Genomic DNA, 20180 nt, shown 5'->3' with positions numbered 1-20180 from the left:
ATTTCAAGTCACTTTAAGTAAAATTTTATAATAGTGTCAATATGAATTATAAAGGTTGGCAGTAAACATGCTGGCATGTACACCTAATCAATTGATTCTTCAAAGTTTAGGATGTCTTTTTCTCGCCTCTAGGTTCAAGAAGAAGTGAACTGCGGGAGCGCTTATCGCGTCGTTTGCCTCGAGTAGAGGGTTGAGAATTTTGAGGGGGAACAGGTGGCAAAATATTGTCAACCATAATCCCGTCACATTGCTGATGACTTGGGCTGATCTTATCCTTCAACTTTCGCGCCAGGCGGGCGAGAATATCCATAAGTTCTGGATAAATCTCGGTAAACTCTTTTGTTTCATCAAACAGCTTCCCTTCCACTTTTCTATGTTTTTCTTGCTGTCCATTTTTCATTAAATACCTTTGTGGGGATTAAGCTAGCGCCTTTTAAGGCGCTGAGTAAGAAGGGAGGGTTAGCCTAAGCTAACCATGGGCAAAGATCTTTTAAGCGATTGTTGCGCTCATTTACACCTTGTTTAAGAATTGCTAGTAACTGAGATTTAAGAAAGTTAATTGTATTACTCTGCGTTTTAAAAAACTTATAAGTCACTTGCTGCTCCTCTAAAGCACGGTTAATAGAAATCAGTCTATCAACGTAATATCTTAGGATAGAATTGCGACTTCCGCTGGGTGCCTCAAAAAGGAGGATATTTTCCAGTGTAGTAGCGATTATTTCATCCTCTCCTCGGTAAGACTTGATCAATTCACCTCGATCTCTCTTCTGTTCTTGCTGGAATTCTTCATCATTACGATCGGGCTTATAAGATTTTATGAGGGCATTTACTGTTTCTCTGACGACTCTAAGGGAGGTGATACTTTGAGAGATTATATTTAATCTGTCCGCTATCAGATCTTCCATTTGAGCAAAGCTAAGTGAATCCTTTTTATTTTCCTCAAATAGTTTTTGATGTAAAAGATCAGCGATTTTAACAGCATTCTGTCCCCAACACACTAAATCATCAAGACGGCTGTATCTTTGGATTTCTCGCTCACTGTTCATCTCGGTAAAATCAGCAATCTTCTTTGGGTTGCTAAATTTAACCATAAACCCTGGACTGTTAAAGGCTAAGATAATCTCAGAGAGCTCTGTCGCAAATGTTGCCATCTTTTCTTGCAGGATAATTGATTCTAGATTATTGACCTGCTCTAGAATATAGCACTCCTTATTAGAAATCAGGCCTGCATCCTTTTTATCTTTAAGAGTGAGCGCCAACTGATGCAGAATTTCAAGAATCGGTTGTGCTGTGCCAATAGGGGTAGCAGCAATATTTTGCAATTTCCCTAAGTGCAGAGTTATCTTCTTTTTAGCGCGTGAATCCTCTTGAATAGCAGCCTTGCACCAGTACTCAATGGCCTTGCTTTCATCCTTAGCTACCCCGCTGCCACGCATGTGACAAGTTCCCAAGCAACGCTGAGCACCGGCGAATCCCTGCGCAGCAGCTTTGAGCCAGTAGTCAACAGCTTTCTTTTCATCTCTAGGTAAATCTTTACATTCATAATAAGTCACGCCTAAATTATATTGAGCCTCTTTATGGCCCTGCGCAGCAGCCTGCGTTAAAAACTCAATGGCTTTCTTTTCATTCCTCTCTACACCTTTACCTAACCAATGAGCCATACCTAGTAAACATAGAGCATTTGCATATCCTTTTTGTGCTGCCTTGAAAAACCATTCGATGGCTTTTTCATAACTCTTAGCAATATATTTGCCCTCCCAGTAGAAGTAACCTATTTTATATTGAGCAGGTGCATATCCTTGTGCAGCAGCCTGGTGATACCACATAAAGGCGGTATTGAAATCTACAGGGATGCCTTTTCCTTTCTCATAGCATTTTGCCAAATTTAACTGAGCCTCAGGGTTGCCGGCCGCAGCTTCAGTCTGTAGGTCTTCCATAGATAAGTTGTTAATATCTCGGTGTCCTTTAGCATCTGATAAGGCTGTGGGAGCGTCTTGACTTTCTTGGGCTTTTATTGGCTCAACCCCGGCTTTAGCTAAGCTTGAGATTACCTTCGGGGTAGCAGCGGTCTCAGTTTGGTAATCAGTTTCTTTTTTTGTTTCTTGGTGCGGGCCCACATCCATAGCTGCGGCAAGACTAAAGGATAAGGCAAAAATTGATGCGGTATTATAATATATTTTGCAAAGTAATTTTGTCATTATTAACTTTCTTAGTTGGTATATTTTGATAATCAGTTGTTATATTAATTAGGCAAATAATTTAGTGTCATTAAAACTCCGCTTGAGGGCTTATGGGGTGAGGGCCAAATAGTAAGGGATATCTCTTCGAAGCATAAATAGCGTTTTCAATATCACTATCTATAAGCAATTAAGTTGTAAGGTTTCAAGTAAATGTAATGAAACTTTGCAATGACCAACTAGGTAAGCATATAAAGAGTTAATATCTACTGTCATGGCTAAGTTGTTCCTTTTGTCGATTTTAAAACTCTACTACCTTTCTTTTTTATAATTGTCGTAAAAAATCTTGCTTATTTTCCTTAGGTTGTCTTTTAAAGTCTCTATTGCCTCTATTGAGCAGTATGGTAATTAGAGGTAATCTTCTTTAAGTAGCCCCTTTCTTATAAAATATTACCCCTTATCTTCTTTAAGACGATATACCTTTTAATCTTAAGATATCTTTTCCTCGCCTTTAGGCTCTAGAAGAAGTAAGCTACGGGAACGCTTATCACGTCGTTTGCTTCGAGTAGAGGGTTGAGAATTTTGAGGAGGAACAGGCAGCAAAATATTGCCAACCATAATCCCGTCACATTTCTGATAACTTAGACTGATCTTATCCTCCAGCTTTCGCGCCAGGCGGTCGAGAGTTTCCATAAGTTCTGGGTAAATCTCGGTAAACTCTTTTGTGTCATCAAACAGCTTTCCTTCCTCCTTAAGGCGGGAAGCTTTATTAGATAGGCTACTTGTTACTCTTTCCAAATTAAGTGACGTGCGGCGATTCCATTCTGACGTAACATATTTATGGAAATAACAGGGCATGTCTTCTCGGCATTGTTTTGCTGTCTCGCGAATATGACTGAGTAACTTATAATTTTCAGACAATGGATGCTCGCCTGGCATCTGGCTATAGATATTAACTAGAAGAGATAACTTTTCAAATTGACGGTCAAGATGGATATACTTTTCTATTTCTTGCCGTTGTTGCTGCCAGAATTCGTCCTGCGGCATTAAACGGCAAATACGTTTAAGATTATAAAAAGTTTGCTGTATGATTTCAGCTGTGATAACCCTTTTATCGGCAAAGACTTTCTTATAAGCACTGTAAGTATAAAAAACAGGATAGAATTCTTCGCCTCGATTAACAGGGACCAGTAATTCTACCGGAATTGCATCTGGCGAATCTTTGGCAAAGGGTAATTCGCTTATCAGTAATTTGATCTGCGATAACTTTTCCTCATAGTGCTGTATAATCCCTCTTAATCGACGCACCACTTCTTCTTGCTGTTCGGTTTGGTCAAAGAATCTACCTTCTAAGATTTTACGGGTGGCTTTGTTGATAATTGAGTCTTTTACTCTTTCCCATACATCCTTGCTGCAGAGATTAACGGTTGTGCGAAGTTTTTTTAAATAGGCCATCCGATAATAAATTCGCAGTTCATCAATTTTGTTGCGTAAATCCCAAACACTGTAGATTAAATTATTGACTTTTATGTAAAGCGAATTTGAGTCCAGATTTTTATCGATATTAGCTTGAAATAGCTTGTCATTAATATGATGCAGATGCGTAATCAATTCATCCATTTGATTCTGGATATGGATAAGCCGATCAATAGCGCGCTTGTAGTTTTCAAAGTTAGCTGCTTCCTCAAGCCAATTAAAGCTAGTTTTCGGGGTAAGGGTGGTTAAGGATATCCATTTAGCTTGAATAAAATTATCTGCTGAGATGGCATTAATGAAATCGCTTAACGCGTCATTAAAATTACGTTCTTTTAAAGTCACAGGTAGCAGTTGATCATAAACTTCCCAGATGACGTTAAGTGCTTCTGCATAAACTTCTAAGAAAGGACGGGAAGAGATAATCGGCTCGGTACTCAATGCAGTTAAGCGATCTGCGAGCCAATTAACAGCGTCTTGGCATTTTTGGTCTGCCCAAGATTTGGGTTTAATTTTAACCATTTGGTTAAAATAGGAAGCCTTAATCTCTGCTAGAATATGATTTAATTTATGATGGTTCTTTAGGACCATATAACGCAACTCATTAGAACTATTGTCAGGAAGGGTGGCTAAGATATGCTGATAAAGTTCTAATTGAAAATTGAGCACGACATTAAGAATGTTTACTTTTTCTGCCGTCATCCAGCGGTAGCGCCACAATTTGTGCTTCTCTGATTGCTGTTTGACCATCTTTTCAATGTGGGGGAGGCGGTCGCGCACGAAATATAGGTGGCTTTGATGAAAAGTTAATTCTCTTAAGGCGTCAGTACGCGCCGCGTGATGCATCATGCGTTGAAAGCTAAAGCGGGTGGCGCGCTCAAAGTTTTCCTGATCGTTATAGCCTAAAAATGCCCCTTCCACTAAGTTATGGGCCACATAATCGCCCACTCTTCGCCAGCTCCACCGGAAAATTGACCATATTTGATTGAGGGCTATCCGGTCTACCTCGTCAGTCTGATTGAAATAGAAATCACAGACATTCTTAGTAACTTTATCTTCCATCTCACTTATTGGTTTCTTGGCATACTCAATAAGCTTACCGGCCAAAGAATCCTCAGGTATTAGGGTCTTAAAGGTATTGCGCGTGCGAAAAATATGGTCTTTCCAAGCCGCAATAATTTCTTCTGGAATGGAGGCAATTTCAGTCGGTGACAAATCAAGTTCATAAATATAAGATTCATACGGCTCAGCCTGAAAGTCGGGGGGTGGGGGTTTTAAGGTGGTCGTGGCAATGCTCAAGCTTTGAATAATACCAGTAATGACAGATACGACAGTAGAGGAGGGGGATGGTTCCATTTTTATCTTCCGAAAAAGTAAAGTTTATTTCATCGATTTTATCCGATTCGACTCATAATCTGTGAATTCCCGGCAACACTAGCAGCATTACGGGTAAGCTTTAAAAAGCAATAGCAAGAATACATTGTCGACATAAAAGTCCCCATTGCTAAAACTGTACTGCCACTAAAGGCATACATTTCATAAAAGGAGATTGCGGCAAAGATGAAAGAGGTAGCTAAGATTTTATCAGCCGGAATTATCTTCTTGTAAAATGGCGGATTGGCATTGCTACACGCTACCAATCCTTCTAGCGTTAGGATCTGCTTTTCGGCGTTTTCTAGACGGTCGTTAAGTTTTTTCACTTCTTCATTACTTTTAAAGAAGGCGGAATTTAGACGCTCATAAGTGTTGTGCTCGTATGAATGGCGGGGGATATCCGGACTTCCTGGCCGCTGTAAGGTGGGTGTGCCCGGCAACATTGTGAACTCAAGGTCTGCTTTAGAGTCAGCAGCTAGCGTGGAAGTTAACAGAACTGACCCCAGTAATAAAAATTTTAACATGGTTATGTCTCCATAATAGATCAGGATACTTTTATTATATTGATACATTTAAATTGAAATTTTAAATAAAATATGAAATTTCTGTGAGGGATGAACTGATATCTTTTGCAACCATAATCACTTAACCTTAGATTCCCTTGACGATAAACTTGAGTATCTGAAAGGGGTTTGTTAGACTATCACAATAAATCATTTTAGCTATGGATTAATATGCGCGTTCCTCCTCAAACTGTTCGGCAGCTTCACTTTGTTGGTATTGGTGGTATAGGTATGAGTGGTATAGCCGAGGTTCTCGTGAACCTGGGGTATGAGGTGACAGGGAGCGACGTCAGTGAAAATCCGAACGTACAACGCTTGCGGTCTTTAGGGGCGCGCATTCAAATTGGCCATGCGGCTGAAAATGTTGTGGGTGCTCAAGTTGTCGTGGTCTCAACAGCAGTTAAAGCTGATAACCCTGAAGTTATGGAAGCGCGGCGTTTGCGTATTCCGGTGATCCGACGCGCTGAGATGCTGGCGGAACTGATGCATTTAAAGCAATCTGTTGCCATCTGCGGCACCCATGGTAAGACGACGACCACGTCCATGACCGCTGCGCTGTTTGATGCGGCAGGGTTAGATCCCACCGTCATTAATGGCGGAATTATTAATTCTTATGGAACCAATGCTCGCCTAGGAGCAGGGGAGTGGATTGTTGTTGAGGCTGATGAATCAGATGGCAGTTTCTTACGGCTGCCCGCGACCATTGCTGTGGTAACAAATATCGATTCTGAGCATATGGATTTCTATGCGGATTTTGACAGTTTAAGAAATGCATTTGTAACCTTTATTGAACGTATCCCTTTTTATGGTTTAGGGGTGTTGTGTGTCGATCATCCGGTGGTCAGGTCGATGGTGCCCGAAATTAATGATCGACGTTTGATTACCTATGGGTATTCAGAAGATGCCAACGTCAGAGCCGTAAACTTGCGTGAAACGGCCGAAGGAATCCTTTTTGATGTAGATATTGTTGCCAATAATCTTCTCATCACCCAAACCTCAAATAGTAAGATTCACGCGCTGCCGCGCCGGATAAAGGATATCTTCTTACCTATGGTCGGTCGTCATAATGTCCAGAACAGTTTGGCCGTTGTTGCCATTGCCCAAGAGCTGGGCGTCGATGATGATGCTGTGCGTCAAGCTTTCGCTGGTTTTAAAGGCGTGAAACGTCGCTTTACGCGTGTTGGCGTTTCCCATGGCGTTACCGTGATTGATGACTATGCTCATCATCCTGTTGAAATTAATACCGTGCTGGAAGCCGGCCGCCAAGCTTGCCGAGGAAAAATTATTGCTGTTATGCAGCCGCATCGCTATTCTCGATTGAAGCATTTATTTGATGATTTTACGGCGTGCTTTAATCATGCTGATAAAATTATTATCTCTTCAGTTTACTCTGCAGGTGAAACCCCTATTGAGGGGGTTACAGGAGAAGCCTTAGCCGCAGCTGTACGTGCCGCCGGTAAGGAAGCAATTTATACCATTAATGAGGCGGAAGAGCTAGCGCCTCTCGTTGCCACAATTGCCGAGTCAGGCGATATGGTCATCTGCTTAGGGGCGGGGAGTATTACCCAGTGGGCTGCGGCGCTTCCAGGGCAACTTGATGAGATTTTACCCTTGGGAAAAGACCAGATTGCCATCGCTGAGGGGGTGGCATGAACGATTGGTGTCAAAGCTTACCAATTGTTCGCGGTCGTTATACTTTCAAAGCTTCGATGGCCGAACAAACTTGGTTTCGGGTAGGCGGCCCCGCCGATGTTCTGTTTAAACCGGTCGATTTAGAGGATTTGATCTCGTTCTTAAAACAGCGTCCCACCGATATTCCTATCAATATAGTTGGTGCCGGCTCTAATCTCCTTGTCAGAGATGGGGGGCTGCGCGGCGTTGTCATTCGTTTAGGACGCGGCTTTGCCACAATTGAACGCGATGGCTTAGAAATTGAGGTTGGAGGAGGGGCGCTTGATCGGACAGTTGCCTTAACCTGTGGCGACTGGGGCTTATCGGGATTAGAATTCTTAGTGGGGGTGCCGGGGACTATTGGCGGTGCTGTCAAAATGAACGCAGGCTGTTATGGCACAGAGACCAAAGATCGACTGATTTGGGCAGATGTGGTTGACCTGGGCGGACAGGTGCAACGCCTAACCGCCGCTGAGTTGGCTATGTCCTATCGCCATAGTAATATCAGAGCCGATCAAATTGTGACTCGTGCCCGCTTTAAATGTGAAATGGGTGATCCGCAAGCGATCAAGCGCCGACTTGAGACGCTGCTGGCGGAACGGGAAGCCTCTCAACCAGTTAAAGGGCGCACAGGCGGAAGTACTTTTAGAAACCCAGAAGGATTCAGTGCGTGGAATCTTATTGATGAAGCAGGCTGCCGTGGTTTAAAGGTCGGCCAAGCGCAAGTTTCAGAAAAACACTGTAACTTCTTGCTTAATACGGATAACTGTACTGCCACCGATCTCGAGACCTTAGGAGAAACCGTCCGCGCCCGCGTTAAGGCAAACAGTGGTCATGATCTGCACTGGGAAATTGTGCGTATTGGTGAAGCTTAAATCTTTTTAGAAGCTATCCGAAAAAAGGAATAGTTAGATTTAACATAAACAATTTTACAGAGAAATCTTCACTTTTTTTTAATATTTAAAAGTATAAGAATCAGCTCTTATCTTCAAAGTATAAATAACTAGGTCCACCATATGGCTTTACCATCGTTTCAGTTGCAGCTTTAGATCGAGGCCCGGGATACAGAAATTATTGTCCCAGATAAGCAATGTTCGTACTATTTTTTCGATAGAAATTGGTCAGTACAAGAATAAATCTTCAGCTCAACGATTTACTTTTTCAGCCGCCCAGCCCATTCAGCTTGAGGCGGCTTTACAACTTTTTGCGTCTAAAGTTGACAGTTCTAGCCTCCATCTAGCCGCTATTAGTTAAGTTGCCGATGCCCATTATAACAGCAGCACATTCAATAACTGCAGGCTGAACTCTGACTCCTTAAAGCATTTCTTGATTTTTATTCCACTTTTCTATCATTCCTGACCATTCTTCAAGTGTCATATTAGGAAAGAAATTATCCTTTATATGCTCAGCCATAAGCGGCAGCTGCTCTTTTTTAACAGAAGCCAAGGTCAAAATAATGTCAGCTGTTTCATAAGCCTTATTTAAAGAGGAAAAAAGCTTGTCGGAGTAAGAATCAATTATCTTTGCCAGCTGATGAATATGCTCAGCAGTAAGGGATGCCAATTGGTTGATGATGTTTTTATGATGACGCCATCCCATATTGTTGATAAAAATCTTATCCATATCTTCAATTATAATCTGCAATTGTTCCATTGTAAGAGATGCTAAACTAGTAAGGGGTAATTTTTTGCTATAAAACATATCGGCATGTTGAGCTATAAGCTTTATATGGTCGGCTGTAAGGGAACGAAAACTATCATGAGGATCATTAGCGCCTGACAGCCAAGAATCACTGGCCCCTTTTCGATATATGAGCTTGTCGCCATATTCACTCATAAGTTGCAATTGTTCAGCAGTAAAAGGAGCTAACTTTCTGAAGCTTGATCCTCTTCTCCACTCATCTTTAAGATAGCTAAAAAACTCGTCAGCGTATTCAATTAGAAGATGCAGCTTTTCAATTGTAAAAAAAGATAAATTTTCTATAATTTGTGCCTGACCCTTTCCATCCATGGTACTAGTGAAAAACTTATCAGTATGCTCAGCTATAAACTTAACTTGCTCTGGCTTACAACAAGCAAATGCCCTGATGAGAGATGTGCGTTCTGGCATTTTAAAGTTATTAAAAGAAAATGCATCCGCATGGTAAGCAATACTAAAAATTGCCTCAGGCTTAAGGCAAGCAAATGCGCTAACAACTAATTGGCGATCAAGAGGATCATTCAGATTATCAAAAAATTTATCAGCGTTTTTAAGAATACTGTAAATTTGCTCAGCCTCAAGCTCTGCCACTGCCTCGATAAGTAATTGTCGGTCTGCAGCATCTAAAGAATTATAAAATAACTTATCAATGTGTTTACTGATAACATACACTTGCTCAACTTTTAAGTGATTCAAAATTTTAGTTATTGTATTTTTGGCATCATCATTAATGCCGGTAAATAATTTTTCTGAATAGTGGGAAATTATTTGTTCTCGTTTATCACCAGGTCGCCAACCTTGACCATCAATCCCATTTTCTGGTAAACAAATCGCTTTTTTAATTGCCTCCTGGAAGCGAGCATTATAGCCTGCACTGCAGAAGGTTCTACTAACTTCCATTGAATTTAATAGATCGTTTAAAGGTAAATAATCGAATATTTTCTTCAAAATCTCTGGCGGCAGTTCTTGTATTGTACCAAGGGATAACTTAGCCTCCGTTTGATAATCTTTCTCTTGTACCATCTGAGGGTTTGAGTTCTGCTCTGAAGAAGGTTCCATAGCAAAAACAGTTGAGGCTAAGTTGGCCAATAAATATAAATATTTTTTCTGATTCATAGCGTTTTATTCCTTATTAATATTGAAATGAAATGAGGCTTAGCGTCTAATTTTGAAAAAGGTGGAACAACTATATTCTTGAGTAAAATTAACCCTCACCAAAGAGAATGATAAAGATAGAGGATGAAAATTGGAAGCCCCTTGAAAGTATTTTTTGGACTGGCAACAAAAGGAGCCGCCCCCTTAAGTGGTCAAACCGGTTAATACTGGAAACTATCGTGTATTAAGGCCCTAAAAGATAAAGGGATTACTATGATTTCGTGGCACAACCGAAGTAAAAAATAAAACTCAAGATGGAAGAACTTTAAGAAGATATAGCAAGCGTTGAGTAGTCGCACGCTTCTTTGCTTGGATGAAACCAGCGCGCCAATTGTTATCAGATTTGATAAAATATTAGTGTCTTTCAAGCTTTTCTAGATCTCTTTTCGGCTATCACCATTTATAGAAAAATCACTTCATGATTTTTCGGATAGGTTCTATGCCAACTTTCCGGACTCTATCAAAAATTGGGAAATTCTTAGGCAATATTTGAAGCAAGTATAAAAATATTAACCTTGAAAGTGGGTAGATGAGTTCTTATATGTTAAGTTCTAGGAATATATAACAGGAAATAATAAAATGAGGGATACTTTAGCAGCTCTAGCCTTACTTATTACCAGTGCAGTTGCCATGGATTTGGATAATATTCTGCCATCCGATCTACGCGACCCTGAGACACTGCAACGCCTCGAGACATTTAAGGGGCTGACACAGCTTCCTACTGTCCAGGCTCAGCAAGAATTCGTAGAGAGGCTGGATCCAGAGATTAAAGCAGACCTTGCAGTAATCGCTGACCTTGCTCTAGAGAAGCTTATCTCTCCGTCCCAATCAGGGCAGATAAATGAGGGTGAACGAGATGTACAACTTTGTTTACAGGAAGTAGGGCAAGTTCGCACAAAGCTTGCAGCTACAAAGCATGAAAGCGCGACTATAAAAAGTGCGGCTCAGGTTCTTGCTAATGATGTTATAACCTCTGTATTTCAAGAATATCAGCGGCGACAAGGAACCAGGTTAGCCGATACCAAAAGGGCTGAGTTATTACGCATTCTGATCGGTTATGCAGGTCAGGAGTCTCGCGCTCAAGTCGGTAGCTCCACCACTTCTAACCTCTTAAATCATCCCCATAATGCTGTATGTGGAAGGATTGAAGAATGCTTAAACTTGCCACAAGGCAGTTTCCAAACTTATGAGGCCGCCAAGAAATTGCAAGCGGTAGCGTTTGGTTATTACAGCTATGCAAATGCATTAAAATCTCAGCAGGCGCTGGAAAATAAGGTGCAAATAGCAACAAGCAATTTAGAAAGAAAGCAACAGCAGCTTGCTTCGCTTAAAGTTCCTACGCAGACACCAAAAGCTGCACAGCTCTTAGCTTTACATAAATTGCTCACAGAGTAACAATTAAAACTCTGGTAAATAGTGTTTAAAAAAGAGCCCTTTAAAGGGCTCTTATATTTTAAGAACAATTTAGATCTTGATAAAGAAGGCGTTATGCGTGCTCTTTTGCTAACGCATAAGCTGCCGCAATATCGAGGTGGTTATAATACTTGTTAATGTCAAAGTTTTCCCAGACGTGCTGACGGAGAAGGGGATCCTTTATAGTCAGGCTATAAAACTCTCGCGAACAATGCTGTTCACGGATTTCATTTAAGGCAGTATTATAAGCGGCATCGATGAGAGGTTCTGAAACACTCCCTATTTCAATATTGATCAGTTCTTGGAGGGAACTATTTTCTTCAGAGGTGTCACGGTCTAATTGGCTTTGAACTTCAAGGATCAGCTTCTGCTTCTGTTCTGGAGAGATAATAGGAGACGAGATAGGATGATCCGCAGGCTTGCGACCAGCCTGAATTAAAAACTCTCTTACACGGTCTAACGGCAAATCAGGAAGTGCAGCTTTTAATCTTGCAGCACCGGCCGCAATAAACGGAGCCGCAAGTGAGCAGCCAAAATAAATCTTATCCTCTAAGAAATCAACAAAGAAGCCAGGAGCTGTCATATAGGGATAACTGTAATCAATCTGGCCTTTAAAGAAGTAATCGCCACAGTTACCCAGCAAACTTTCACCATAGCTACATGAGGTTGAAGCTAAGATAGGAAAATAACCTTGAGCATTGCTTATGATCTTCATAAGGCCGGTATTATCCTCTCCTAACAGCTGATGATGATCATTAGAAGTTGCAATAACCACGATTTTGCCACTGCCATTAAAGGCATTGTAATCATAGTAGAAATTGCCGCTTGTTTCAGAAGCTTCTAGGCTCGCTTGATTGTCGGAGAGAGAGATCAGGTAACTTGAGCAGCTGACGATGTCAACGTCAGGATCAGCAGCAATGGTTGACAGCTCACTAGGATGGAATAATTTAATCTTTAACCCTTGACCCGGAAAGGTGCTTCTCAATACTTCTAAAATAGAGCCTGAATGCTCAATAAACTTCTTCTCTTCTTGAGTCTGTTCTGCTTCTATCCGATCAATAAGCGCTTTAGCTTTATCGATGAAAGCTGGCTTCTCTGCCAGCATATCACCTTGTGTAATTACCAATTGGTTCTCGGCGGTCGGGCTAAAAATAATACCATAATGAGTCACCTTCATTTCTTCGGAGGAGATATGCCAAGAATCTGAGGTAAGATCGCCTTCTACTAGGTCGGCATCTGCAGCAACACTTCTCAAATTGGCGATAAACTTGCTGCTCAGCCAACTTTCTGCTCTGTTTTCATTGTGGTCAATATACTCTTGAATATCCTGGACATTGTTTACAACTAATCTGACATCGTACATCTGCACCGGTCTTTGGATAAATGCTTTGGTGGTGGAGTTATAACGTTTAGGGTGGACCAGAGGTGAGATATAAGTGATATCAAAGCCTTCTTTAGCCATATCAATATCATAGCTTCCTTCTACAACCGCCATGGTCACCGGCTTTAGAATCGGCAGTGATGAATCTAAGCCAATAAAGGACTGCCATAAGTTATCTTTAGGTAAATCTTGGGGGTTTGGCTGCTCCATAGCGCCTAAATGAAAGCTAGAGAGTAGGCACTGAAGCATCATTATCTTTTTAAATTTCTTGATTAATCCAGTGATCATAATTGTTTTTCTCCTTTTTAAAGATGGACCTAAACTTAGTTATATTATTCATGGGGGCGTTCTGGATAAGGTTAGGACGCTTCCATATCCTAAAACATAAGGTTTCACATTGAAAGGATTTAGCTCGCCAAAGATTTCGTGGAAGTTGGCGTGAAACTTCTGCTTTCAGCTGAGGAAATGGTATCCTCTCTGCTTAAAGCATGGTAAGCGAATTGTATCAAATATTGACCCTCTCGAGAATAACAATATATGTTAAAATTTAATAAAATTGAACGTTAGACTGTGTTAGAAATAAGCTAGTTAATCGCAGTCGAGAAAAACTTAACATCGAATTACGTCTTAAGACTAAGCTTCAGAGTTTTTAAAAGGAGGAAAAATGAACAGAGCAGTATTGCATGCAGCTGCACTTATATTATTTTCATATCTAACTTTATCCATAGGTCAGACTAATGAAAGAGAAGACAACGAAAACTTAACTGTTAACCTAAGCGAAATTGCTGAAGCTTTGCCTTTATCTGAAGAACAGAACTCTTTAGAGCATAAATCATCCTTCCACTTTACCTTACCTACGTATACTTTCCAAAGAAACTCCTTGAGGAATAGATGTTTATATTTAATTGCTGAACGTATTAGCTTTAATAGTTTAGCATCTCAACTGTTGAATTTGCCTGAAGAACTTTGTGAAGGCATTCGCGATGTTATGCCGCAAAAGCGAATGTTAGATTTTTGGCGCTATATTAATCAGTTTGAAGATGACAAGAAGAAAAAGCAGTTGCTAGCTAAGATGCGACCCAGTTTAGATTTGGTCTTCGATTGTTGCCACTTTGAGGTTTTGCTAAGGCATGGATTTAGTGCGGAAGAAATATTTGAGGGACCATTTAGAGGTTTAGATATAAAGCCAGCTGATGCCTTTAATTACCTTCCGTTGCTGAAAAAAAGCACGCATCTCGAGGAACTTCATATATTTAATAAAAGGCCCCGAATAACCCCAGAAGAAACAGATGCGATGTTTCAGCCAATAATGATTGCTCTATGTGAAAATCCAACCTTACAGCGTATATATTGGGGTGGTGCTGACTTTGCTGATTCAAACACCATTGTGGCAGCTGCTTCTATATTAGCAATGTTTCCGCCAGGCAGACATATTTTCTTTTATTCACAAACATCAAAAATGATAAAAGCCATCCTTGACTCCTCTCTCGAGGACGGGGTGCGCTTAAGAGTATTAGAATTGCTGCGTGCAGGCGTCCATCCTGAAAATGAATATGTCCTTCCACTTTCGGAAATTATTGAGTATGGTCTAGATCTTCAGCGTTTATTAGATCTAAATTTTAGTTACTTTCTTATCGACTGTGTTTTAGATCATCATACTTTGGACATATTGGCTACTCATCCCAACCTGAGAGGGGTAAGCCTAAATTATCTTAGCAATAATAACCTTGCTAGCAATATTAACGGATTAATAGAGGTGTGCAGAGTTAACAAAAATATTGAATACTTTCACCTCAATTCTTTTAGTTATGAGACTCAACCTAGGGGCATAATCGAACTTGTTAAGAATTTGAACAGCATCCCTAATTTTAAGGAGCTACAATTTGATATAGGAATATTTCCTGGCATGTTTGCTCTTAGAGACTTATTCGATGAAGAACATCACAGCACTATTAGAAAGGGTATAATAGAGAAAATACAAGGGAGTACCGCGGATGTTTCCTTGTGGAAGTCTAATGGCTATGAATTTATAGAAATTATGGAGCTTCATTCCTGGGGATTAAATTTTAAGGACAGTTTAACCGACGTGGAAATCTCGCATCTGCAATATGCGTCCCATATTGGGTGGTTGGGAGTTTGGATGGGTTCAGCAGATAATAAGGCCCTGCAAGATATTGCTAAGGTTATCAGTTCATTGCCTAATCTTGAGTGTTTTTCAATGCAATGTAGCAAATTAGAATGTGATTTACAGACTTTTGAAGGCTTTATAGCAACAGCTTGCAGTAAGATCAATTTGAGGTATTTATCTGTCGGCTGCTGGGGGGCTCCTATAGAATATAAGCGCGTTCTTGACCGCGCAATAAAAGCAAGATTGTTGGCTGAAGGCGTAGTGAGGTAGAGAATAGATGCTTGGCACTAAATATACCGCCAAGCATTGTTATAAACACTGCTACTGAGGAAAGAGAAAATGAACAGAATATTATTGAACACAGCCGTATTTATACTCTTGTCATGTTTAACCTTATCCATAGGTCAGACTAATGAAAGAGAAGACGACGAAAACTCAACTGTTAGCTTAAGTGAAATTGCTGAAGCTTTACCTCTCTCTGAAGAAGAGCAAGATTTAGAAGCTAAAGAGTATTTTGATTTTGGTTTGCCTGAGAATTTTATTAAAAGGGACTCTTTAAAAAATATATGTTTAAAATTAATTACCAAGAAGGTTGAATTTGACAGGTTAGCAGAGTGGCTTCTGGAGAGACTACCTGAGGAGCTGTGTGAGAGCGTTTTTCAGGGGATGCCAGCCAGAAGAGTTTTAGAGTTTTGGCGCTATATTAATCAGCTTCAGGATGACGAAGACAAAAAGCGGCTAATTAATAAAATGCGACCTGGTTTAGATTCTAAGTATCTATATGGTGATGAGCTTCAGGGAGAAGAATTTACCGTGGAAGAGATATTTGATGGACCATTTAGACGTTTACGTATAAAGGTAGTTACTGCTTATAATTATCTCCATCTTTTACAAAATAACACTCATCTGACAGAGCTTCATCTACATAATACTGGTTATGATCTAAGTCCGGAACTAACAGATGAAATATTTCAGGAAATAATTATTGATTTAGCTAAAAATCTAACGTTACAGCGTATACACTGGGCTGGTTTTTTCAATCCAGCCACCTTTGTGGCAGTGGCTCCAATGTTAGCAAGCTTTCCGCCGGGCAGACAAGTTTTCTTTCATTCAGAGGTCCTAAGACTGATAGAGATCGTACTGAAATCCCCTCTTGAGGAAGAACTACGCTTAAGGGTATTAGAGCTGCTGCGAGTTACAAACAATTGGGGCCTTGGCCTTTCAAAGATTAAGTCTCTTGGTTTAGATCTTCAGCATTTATTAGACCTAAATTTTAATCACTTTATTATTGATGATGTATTGGATAACCATCATCTAAGTGTATTATCCAGCCACCATAATCTCAGAGGGCTAATTCTACGCACTCGGAGTTCCGATGCTCTCAATAGCAATTTACAGAATTTAATAGAGATCTGTGAAGTTAATAAGAATATTGAGGTTTTCGCCTTCAATCCTTTTATGGATGCCTCACAGCGTAATAGCATAATCGCGATTGTTAAGAATTTGAGCGCCAATCCTAATTTTAAAAAGCTGCAACTTTCCTCTAGTGCGCTTCCTTATATGCTTACTCTTCGAGACTTATTTAATGAAGAACATCACAGTAATATTAGGGCTGATTTAATGCAGCAGCTGCAAAGGCTCTATTTTGATACTTCTGAGTGGGAGCCAGATGGCTATACACTAGTAAAAGTTCTAGATCTTCACCCTCAAAAATTATTTCTCAGCAATCCCTTAAATGCTCAAGAAATTCTTGCTCTTCAAGATCGAATACATCTCCAAGAGCTGGAGTTTAATAACCCCTTAACAGATAATGATACCCTTCAGAGGGTAGCACAGGTCATCCGTTCTTTACCTTATCTTGCTTCTCTTCAACTTAAGTTAGCTGCTTGTGAGTACGATTCAAAAATTTTTGAACATTTTGTGGCGACAGTTTGCAGCCATATTAATTTGAAGAAATTAAAGGTAACTTGTTATGGCACTGCTAGAAGATATAAGCACATTCTTGATCAAGCTATAAAAGTAAAATTGTTGGCCGAAGGCATAGAGGCGTAGAAGGAGCTACTTGGCAATTGCTTTAGCAAAGCCAGCCCCTTAGTTGATAGCTATCAGCGCAGGGGAAGAGGGCTTGCTTTGCAAACTGTCTTCAGGGTTATTGAGCCCCATTTACTTAGCCCATGCGGTACTTCATGCTGCTTGGTATTAAAATGGCCAGGAAGAGTAGACGCACCCAGCCTGCCTTCCCTAAAGAGGGGAGGCTTCCTTGAAGAGGAATGCTTTACCTATTCAAGCGATGTACCTCGCCATATAACCTGGACATCAGTTAAAGGTAGACGTAGCTCCCAATAAGATTCATCCTCTGGAAAATAAGAGCCATCAGGTGATAACAGATTAGTTACTCTAGGCTTTCTGAAAAGCTCAAGCGTAGAATTGAGAAAAGTTGCATATGATGCATAAATATCCTCAAATCCTACCTCAGTATAATTTATTATCTTCGGATAAAGGTCTAAGACCTCTAAACGTGAAAATGGATTAAACTCCTTCTGTTTTATCCTTTTTAAGCTTTCATAAGGAATGCATGGAAAATGACGTGGAGCAACACTGATCAGGTCTAATAAGATTGGATCAGTTTTATCGGTTGATTGCCCTCCATTATACTTACTTAATCTTCTTAGTAGGCGATAGGTTTCTCTCTCCTCTGAGGTGAGAGTATGAATTATCCCTCGAGATTTCAAATAATATTTGGTCAATGGTGATTCTGATAAATTATCTTTTAAGCGTATCCATTCTTGGCTAGGTTTATAGCCTCCTAATCGTCGGTAGAGAGGAAGTAAATGTTTAATGTTTTCGTACAAAGTGCTTAGATAGGATTCCGACTCTTGTAAGAAAGCTTGAATTTCTCTGCGGTCATCCTTATTTATTGTTTTTTTACCGTGGTCTAGCAAGCTCAGGAAACGCTGAGATACCTCCTGAGCCGTAATGCCATAGGGATCTATCCGATTCAAGACAGTCAGGGTATGTAATTTAATGTCGGAACTATTAGTACTAATCTTGTAGAACTTTTGGCAGACTTCATTGATATGAAGGAAATCCTGGGAAGGTAAAAAGTAAAGTATTTGTGCTAATAATTCATTCGGCAAAGCTAAAAAAGGAAATACCATCACATTTTCTGGCAACTCCTCATCTTGAGGTGAATTCCTGAAGGTGGGAGTAGGGAGAGCTTGCTTTCTCCATACAGCCTTGTAGTTACCCTCCCATCCCAAGAGCGGGGCATGGAAAAGAGTCGCTTGGTCAGCCTCAGACAGTACAGTCCGAGGAATATAAATTGGAAACCGGGTCTGCTCAGAGAGATTATCATTTTCATCTGAGTCATCTGATGCTGAAGCGATAGACAGGACGCTACATATTATATATGGTAATATTTTTCTTATTAGGGGCATTAATACAATTCAAATTAAAATCTTAGTATACTGATGTCATGTCTAGCTGATCTGCTAGTAAATATCAACCCTTTTGACCTTCTATGATTGCATTATATTAGATTCGGAAAGGCTTGAGGGGATAACATTATTCAAGATGCAAAATTGTTTATGTTAATTTTAAGCGATTACCTTGAACGCCACCAGATTTTATATTAGCTCTGTTGATCTGCCTAGCAAGAAAAAGGGAGATGTAAGCAAGTATCCTACCTAATGACTAATGGTTTCTCTCGTTAAGGATTTTTATAAAACTTTAAAAAAGTAAAGTTAATGTTAGCATAAATTAGAGGCATGCCATAAATTCTGGCTGATTTATTACCGAGTGTCCTTAATAGAGGGAGCGTAATAGGGGGCGATCGGTCTTCATTTAGGTTTCCAATTGATTATTGATGACTAGGAGAAAGATAATGCTTTCTAAATTAAAAGTAGACAAGAACTTTTCAAAAGTAATTCTTTTAGGGGGTCTTATAAATGCAGCAGGTTTAAACCTTGCGGTAAAATCTATGGAAGCAACTGCTGGCATAGGTACTTACACTGGCATTGAAACTCATACTGCAATAAAGGGATCTGAATACTTTCTTGTCAGTGACACGCCTGAAGAAAATGGTAAAAAACTGGCTTGGTCCCCCGTAGGAACCTGGGAGGAAGATAATAAAGGTTTCTTCCGTAATCACTTAGGTCAGTATTTAAATGTTATCTATTTAAATGAAGAAAATCCTTCTCTGCTTAATAAGACTTCCTTAGGCAATCTGTTACAGGTAGCTTCCTCGACTAGGCTCTCCGATGGCGCTCAGCCCACTACTAATATATATGTTAAAGGAATTCTTCCCCAAGCTGCACCTATAGGAACAGAACATACTACTCAAGTTTCTGTTGTTGATTCTTTAGGTATAAGACATCCCTTGAAGATAACTTACACATGTACAGCTATTATGCCTAGGCAATGGACAGTTTCAATAGCTTCTTCTGGGGAAGCTTGTGTTGTTCCTCCTTATGATCTGGGTGTAAAATTAGAGTTCGATAGGAGCGGGTTGTTATCCTGTATTAATGAAATCAAAAATTTTCCTGCACCGACTCTTATAATTTGTTGGGATAACGACGCTAAAGCTTCAGAAATTTATATAAACTTTGGTCTTATTGGGGGAGATGACGGTTTGCGTTGTGTAACAAAAGAAGTTGAGCTACCTCTCCCCGAAGTTGATGGGCGTGAAGCCAAGATATATGAGGGAACAACCATTGATGAGAACGGATATATGTGGGCACGTTTTAAAAATAGTCCTCAGCAAAAATATGCACAGATTCCTTTAATAGCACGGACTAATAAAGGGAAGTTCATTATCAATCCCTGGCGAACCTTATTTGAAAACTAGGCTCATGAATGCTATAAAAAATACTATGCAAAGTGCACAGCTATTAGGATTTTACATAGATTAGCTTTTTCGTTGGGATAATAATTAAATCTTTAGATTCTTATTTAGCAGAATATAAATCTCCTTTTTGATATGAAAGAAGACATATACTAATTTTCGTCTAATTATAGAAGAGACGTGTTAGCCAAAAAGTTCAGCCGATTCAAGATCCTTAGCACCTAAGGAACTGTGGATGGTACGCGTGATTAGCTTGCTGTCTTAGCCTTATTTAGTTCCCTATAAAGCTATAGGATCTATCCAT

General features: G+C 40.0%; 14 protein-coding genes. 7 read left to right on the top strand and 7 right to left on the bottom strand.

What is annotated here, in order from left to right; all coding sequences use genetic code 11:
- Nucleotides 1-106: 106 nt before the first annotated feature.
- The 4 genes from HMO_RS0102900 to HMO_RS0102885 form a co-directional block, all read right to left on the bottom strand.
- Nucleotides 107-400 carry a hypothetical protein gene (locus tag HMO_RS0102900; RefSeq protein ID WP_010298517.1) on the bottom strand — a complete coding sequence of 98 codons (294 nt, stop codon included), beginning with the start codon at nucleotides 398-400 and terminating at the stop codon, nucleotides 107-109.
- A 64-nt stretch (nucleotides 401-464) separates the two neighbouring features.
- Nucleotides 465-2198 (bottom strand): tetratricopeptide repeat protein, encoded by a 1734-nt coding sequence (locus HMO_RS15400; RefSeq protein ID WP_010298516.1) that lies wholly within the window; start codon nucleotides 2196-2198, stop codon nucleotides 465-467.
- Between the two features lie 468 nt (nucleotides 2199-2666).
- On the bottom strand, nucleotides 2667-5006 hold the full coding sequence (locus tag HMO_RS0102890; RefSeq protein WP_010298515.1) for a hypothetical protein: 2340 nt from the start codon (nucleotides 5004-5006) through the stop codon (nucleotides 2667-2669).
- Nucleotides 5007-5044: 38 nt separating this feature from the next.
- Nucleotides 5045-5548, bottom strand: a complete 504-nt coding sequence (locus HMO_RS0102885) for a hypothetical protein (RefSeq protein WP_010298514.1) — start codon at nucleotides 5546-5548, stop codon at nucleotides 5045-5047.
- A 210-nt stretch (nucleotides 5549-5758) separates the two neighbouring features.
- Between HMO_RS0102885 and murC the strand changes: the two genes are divergently transcribed.
- The 3 genes from murC (at nucleotide 5759) to HMO_RS16720 (ending at nucleotide 8512) form a co-directional block, all read left to right on the top strand.
- Nucleotides 5759-7240 (top strand): UDP-N-acetylmuramate--L-alanine ligase, encoded by a 1482-nt coding sequence (gene murC, locus HMO_RS0102880; RefSeq protein WP_010298512.1) that lies wholly within the window; start codon nucleotides 5759-5761, stop codon nucleotides 7238-7240.
- Complete coding sequence (gene murB / locus HMO_RS0102875; protein WP_010298510.1) at nucleotides 7237-8133, top strand: UDP-N-acetylmuramate dehydrogenase; 897 nt, start codon at nucleotides 7237-7239, stop codon at nucleotides 8131-8133. Before murC ends, murB begins: the two co-directional genes overlap by 4 nt.
- Before the next feature lie 199 nt (nucleotides 8134-8332).
- Complete coding sequence (locus tag HMO_RS16720) at nucleotides 8333-8512, top strand: hypothetical protein (RefSeq protein WP_139016808.1); 180 nt, start codon at nucleotides 8333-8335, stop codon at nucleotides 8510-8512.
- Nucleotides 8513-8572: 60 nt separating this feature from the next.
- Here the strand turns inward: HMO_RS16720 and HMO_RS0102870 are convergent, their stop codons facing one another.
- Nucleotides 8573-10072 carry an F-box protein gene (locus tag HMO_RS0102870; protein ID WP_010298508.1) on the bottom strand — a complete coding sequence of 500 codons (1500 nt, stop codon included), beginning with the start codon at nucleotides 10070-10072 and terminating at the stop codon, nucleotides 8573-8575.
- A 618-nt stretch (nucleotides 10073-10690) separates the two neighbouring features.
- On the opposite strand from HMO_RS0102870, the gene HMO_RS0102865 reads away from it, so the two are divergent.
- Nucleotides 10691-11506: a hypothetical protein gene (locus HMO_RS0102865; protein ID WP_010298505.1), complete on the top strand. Its 816-nt coding sequence runs from the start codon at nucleotides 10691-10693 to the stop codon at nucleotides 11504-11506.
- Between the two features lie 91 nt (nucleotides 11507-11597).
- On the opposite strand, the gene HMO_RS0102860 is transcribed toward HMO_RS0102865, so the two are convergent.
- Nucleotides 11598-13193 (bottom strand): hypothetical protein, encoded by a 1596-nt coding sequence (locus HMO_RS0102860; protein WP_010298503.1) that lies wholly within the window; start codon nucleotides 13191-13193, stop codon nucleotides 11598-11600.
- Between the two features lie 376 nt (nucleotides 13194-13569).
- Between HMO_RS0102860 and HMO_RS0102855 the strand changes: the two genes are divergently transcribed.
- A complete protein-coding gene (locus HMO_RS0102855; protein ID WP_010298501.1) occupies nucleotides 13570-15303 on the top strand; it encodes a hypothetical protein in 1734 nt (577 codons plus the stop codon).
- Between the two features lie 69 nt (nucleotides 15304-15372).
- Nucleotides 15373-17085: a hypothetical protein gene (locus HMO_RS0102850; protein WP_010298498.1), complete on the top strand. Its 1713-nt coding sequence runs from the start codon at nucleotides 15373-15375 to the stop codon at nucleotides 17083-17085.
- A 227-nt stretch (nucleotides 17086-17312) separates the two neighbouring features.
- Here HMO_RS0102850 and HMO_RS0102845 read toward each other — a convergent pair whose 3' ends face one another.
- Entirely contained in the window at nucleotides 17313-18470 is a 1158-nt protein-coding gene (locus tag HMO_RS0102845; RefSeq protein ID WP_010298496.1) for an F-box protein, read from the bottom strand.
- A gap of 446 nt (nucleotides 18471-18916) precedes the next feature.
- Between HMO_RS0102845 and HMO_RS0102840 the strand changes: the two genes are divergently transcribed.
- Nucleotides 18917-19879, top strand: a complete 963-nt coding sequence (locus HMO_RS0102840; protein WP_010298494.1) for a flagellar basal body FlgE domain-containing protein — start codon at nucleotides 18917-18919, stop codon at nucleotides 19877-19879.
- The last annotated feature ends 301 nt before the right edge of the window (nucleotides 19880-20180 follow it).

Origin of the sequence: Candidatus Odyssella thessalonicensis L13, from assembly GCF_000190415.1 — a bacterium.
In the GTDB taxonomy this organism is placed as follows: Bacteria; Pseudomonadota; Alphaproteobacteria; order Paracaedibacterales; family Paracaedibacteraceae; genus Paracaedibacter; species Paracaedibacter thessalonicensis.
This window is presented reverse-complemented; position numbering and strand designations above follow the sequence as displayed.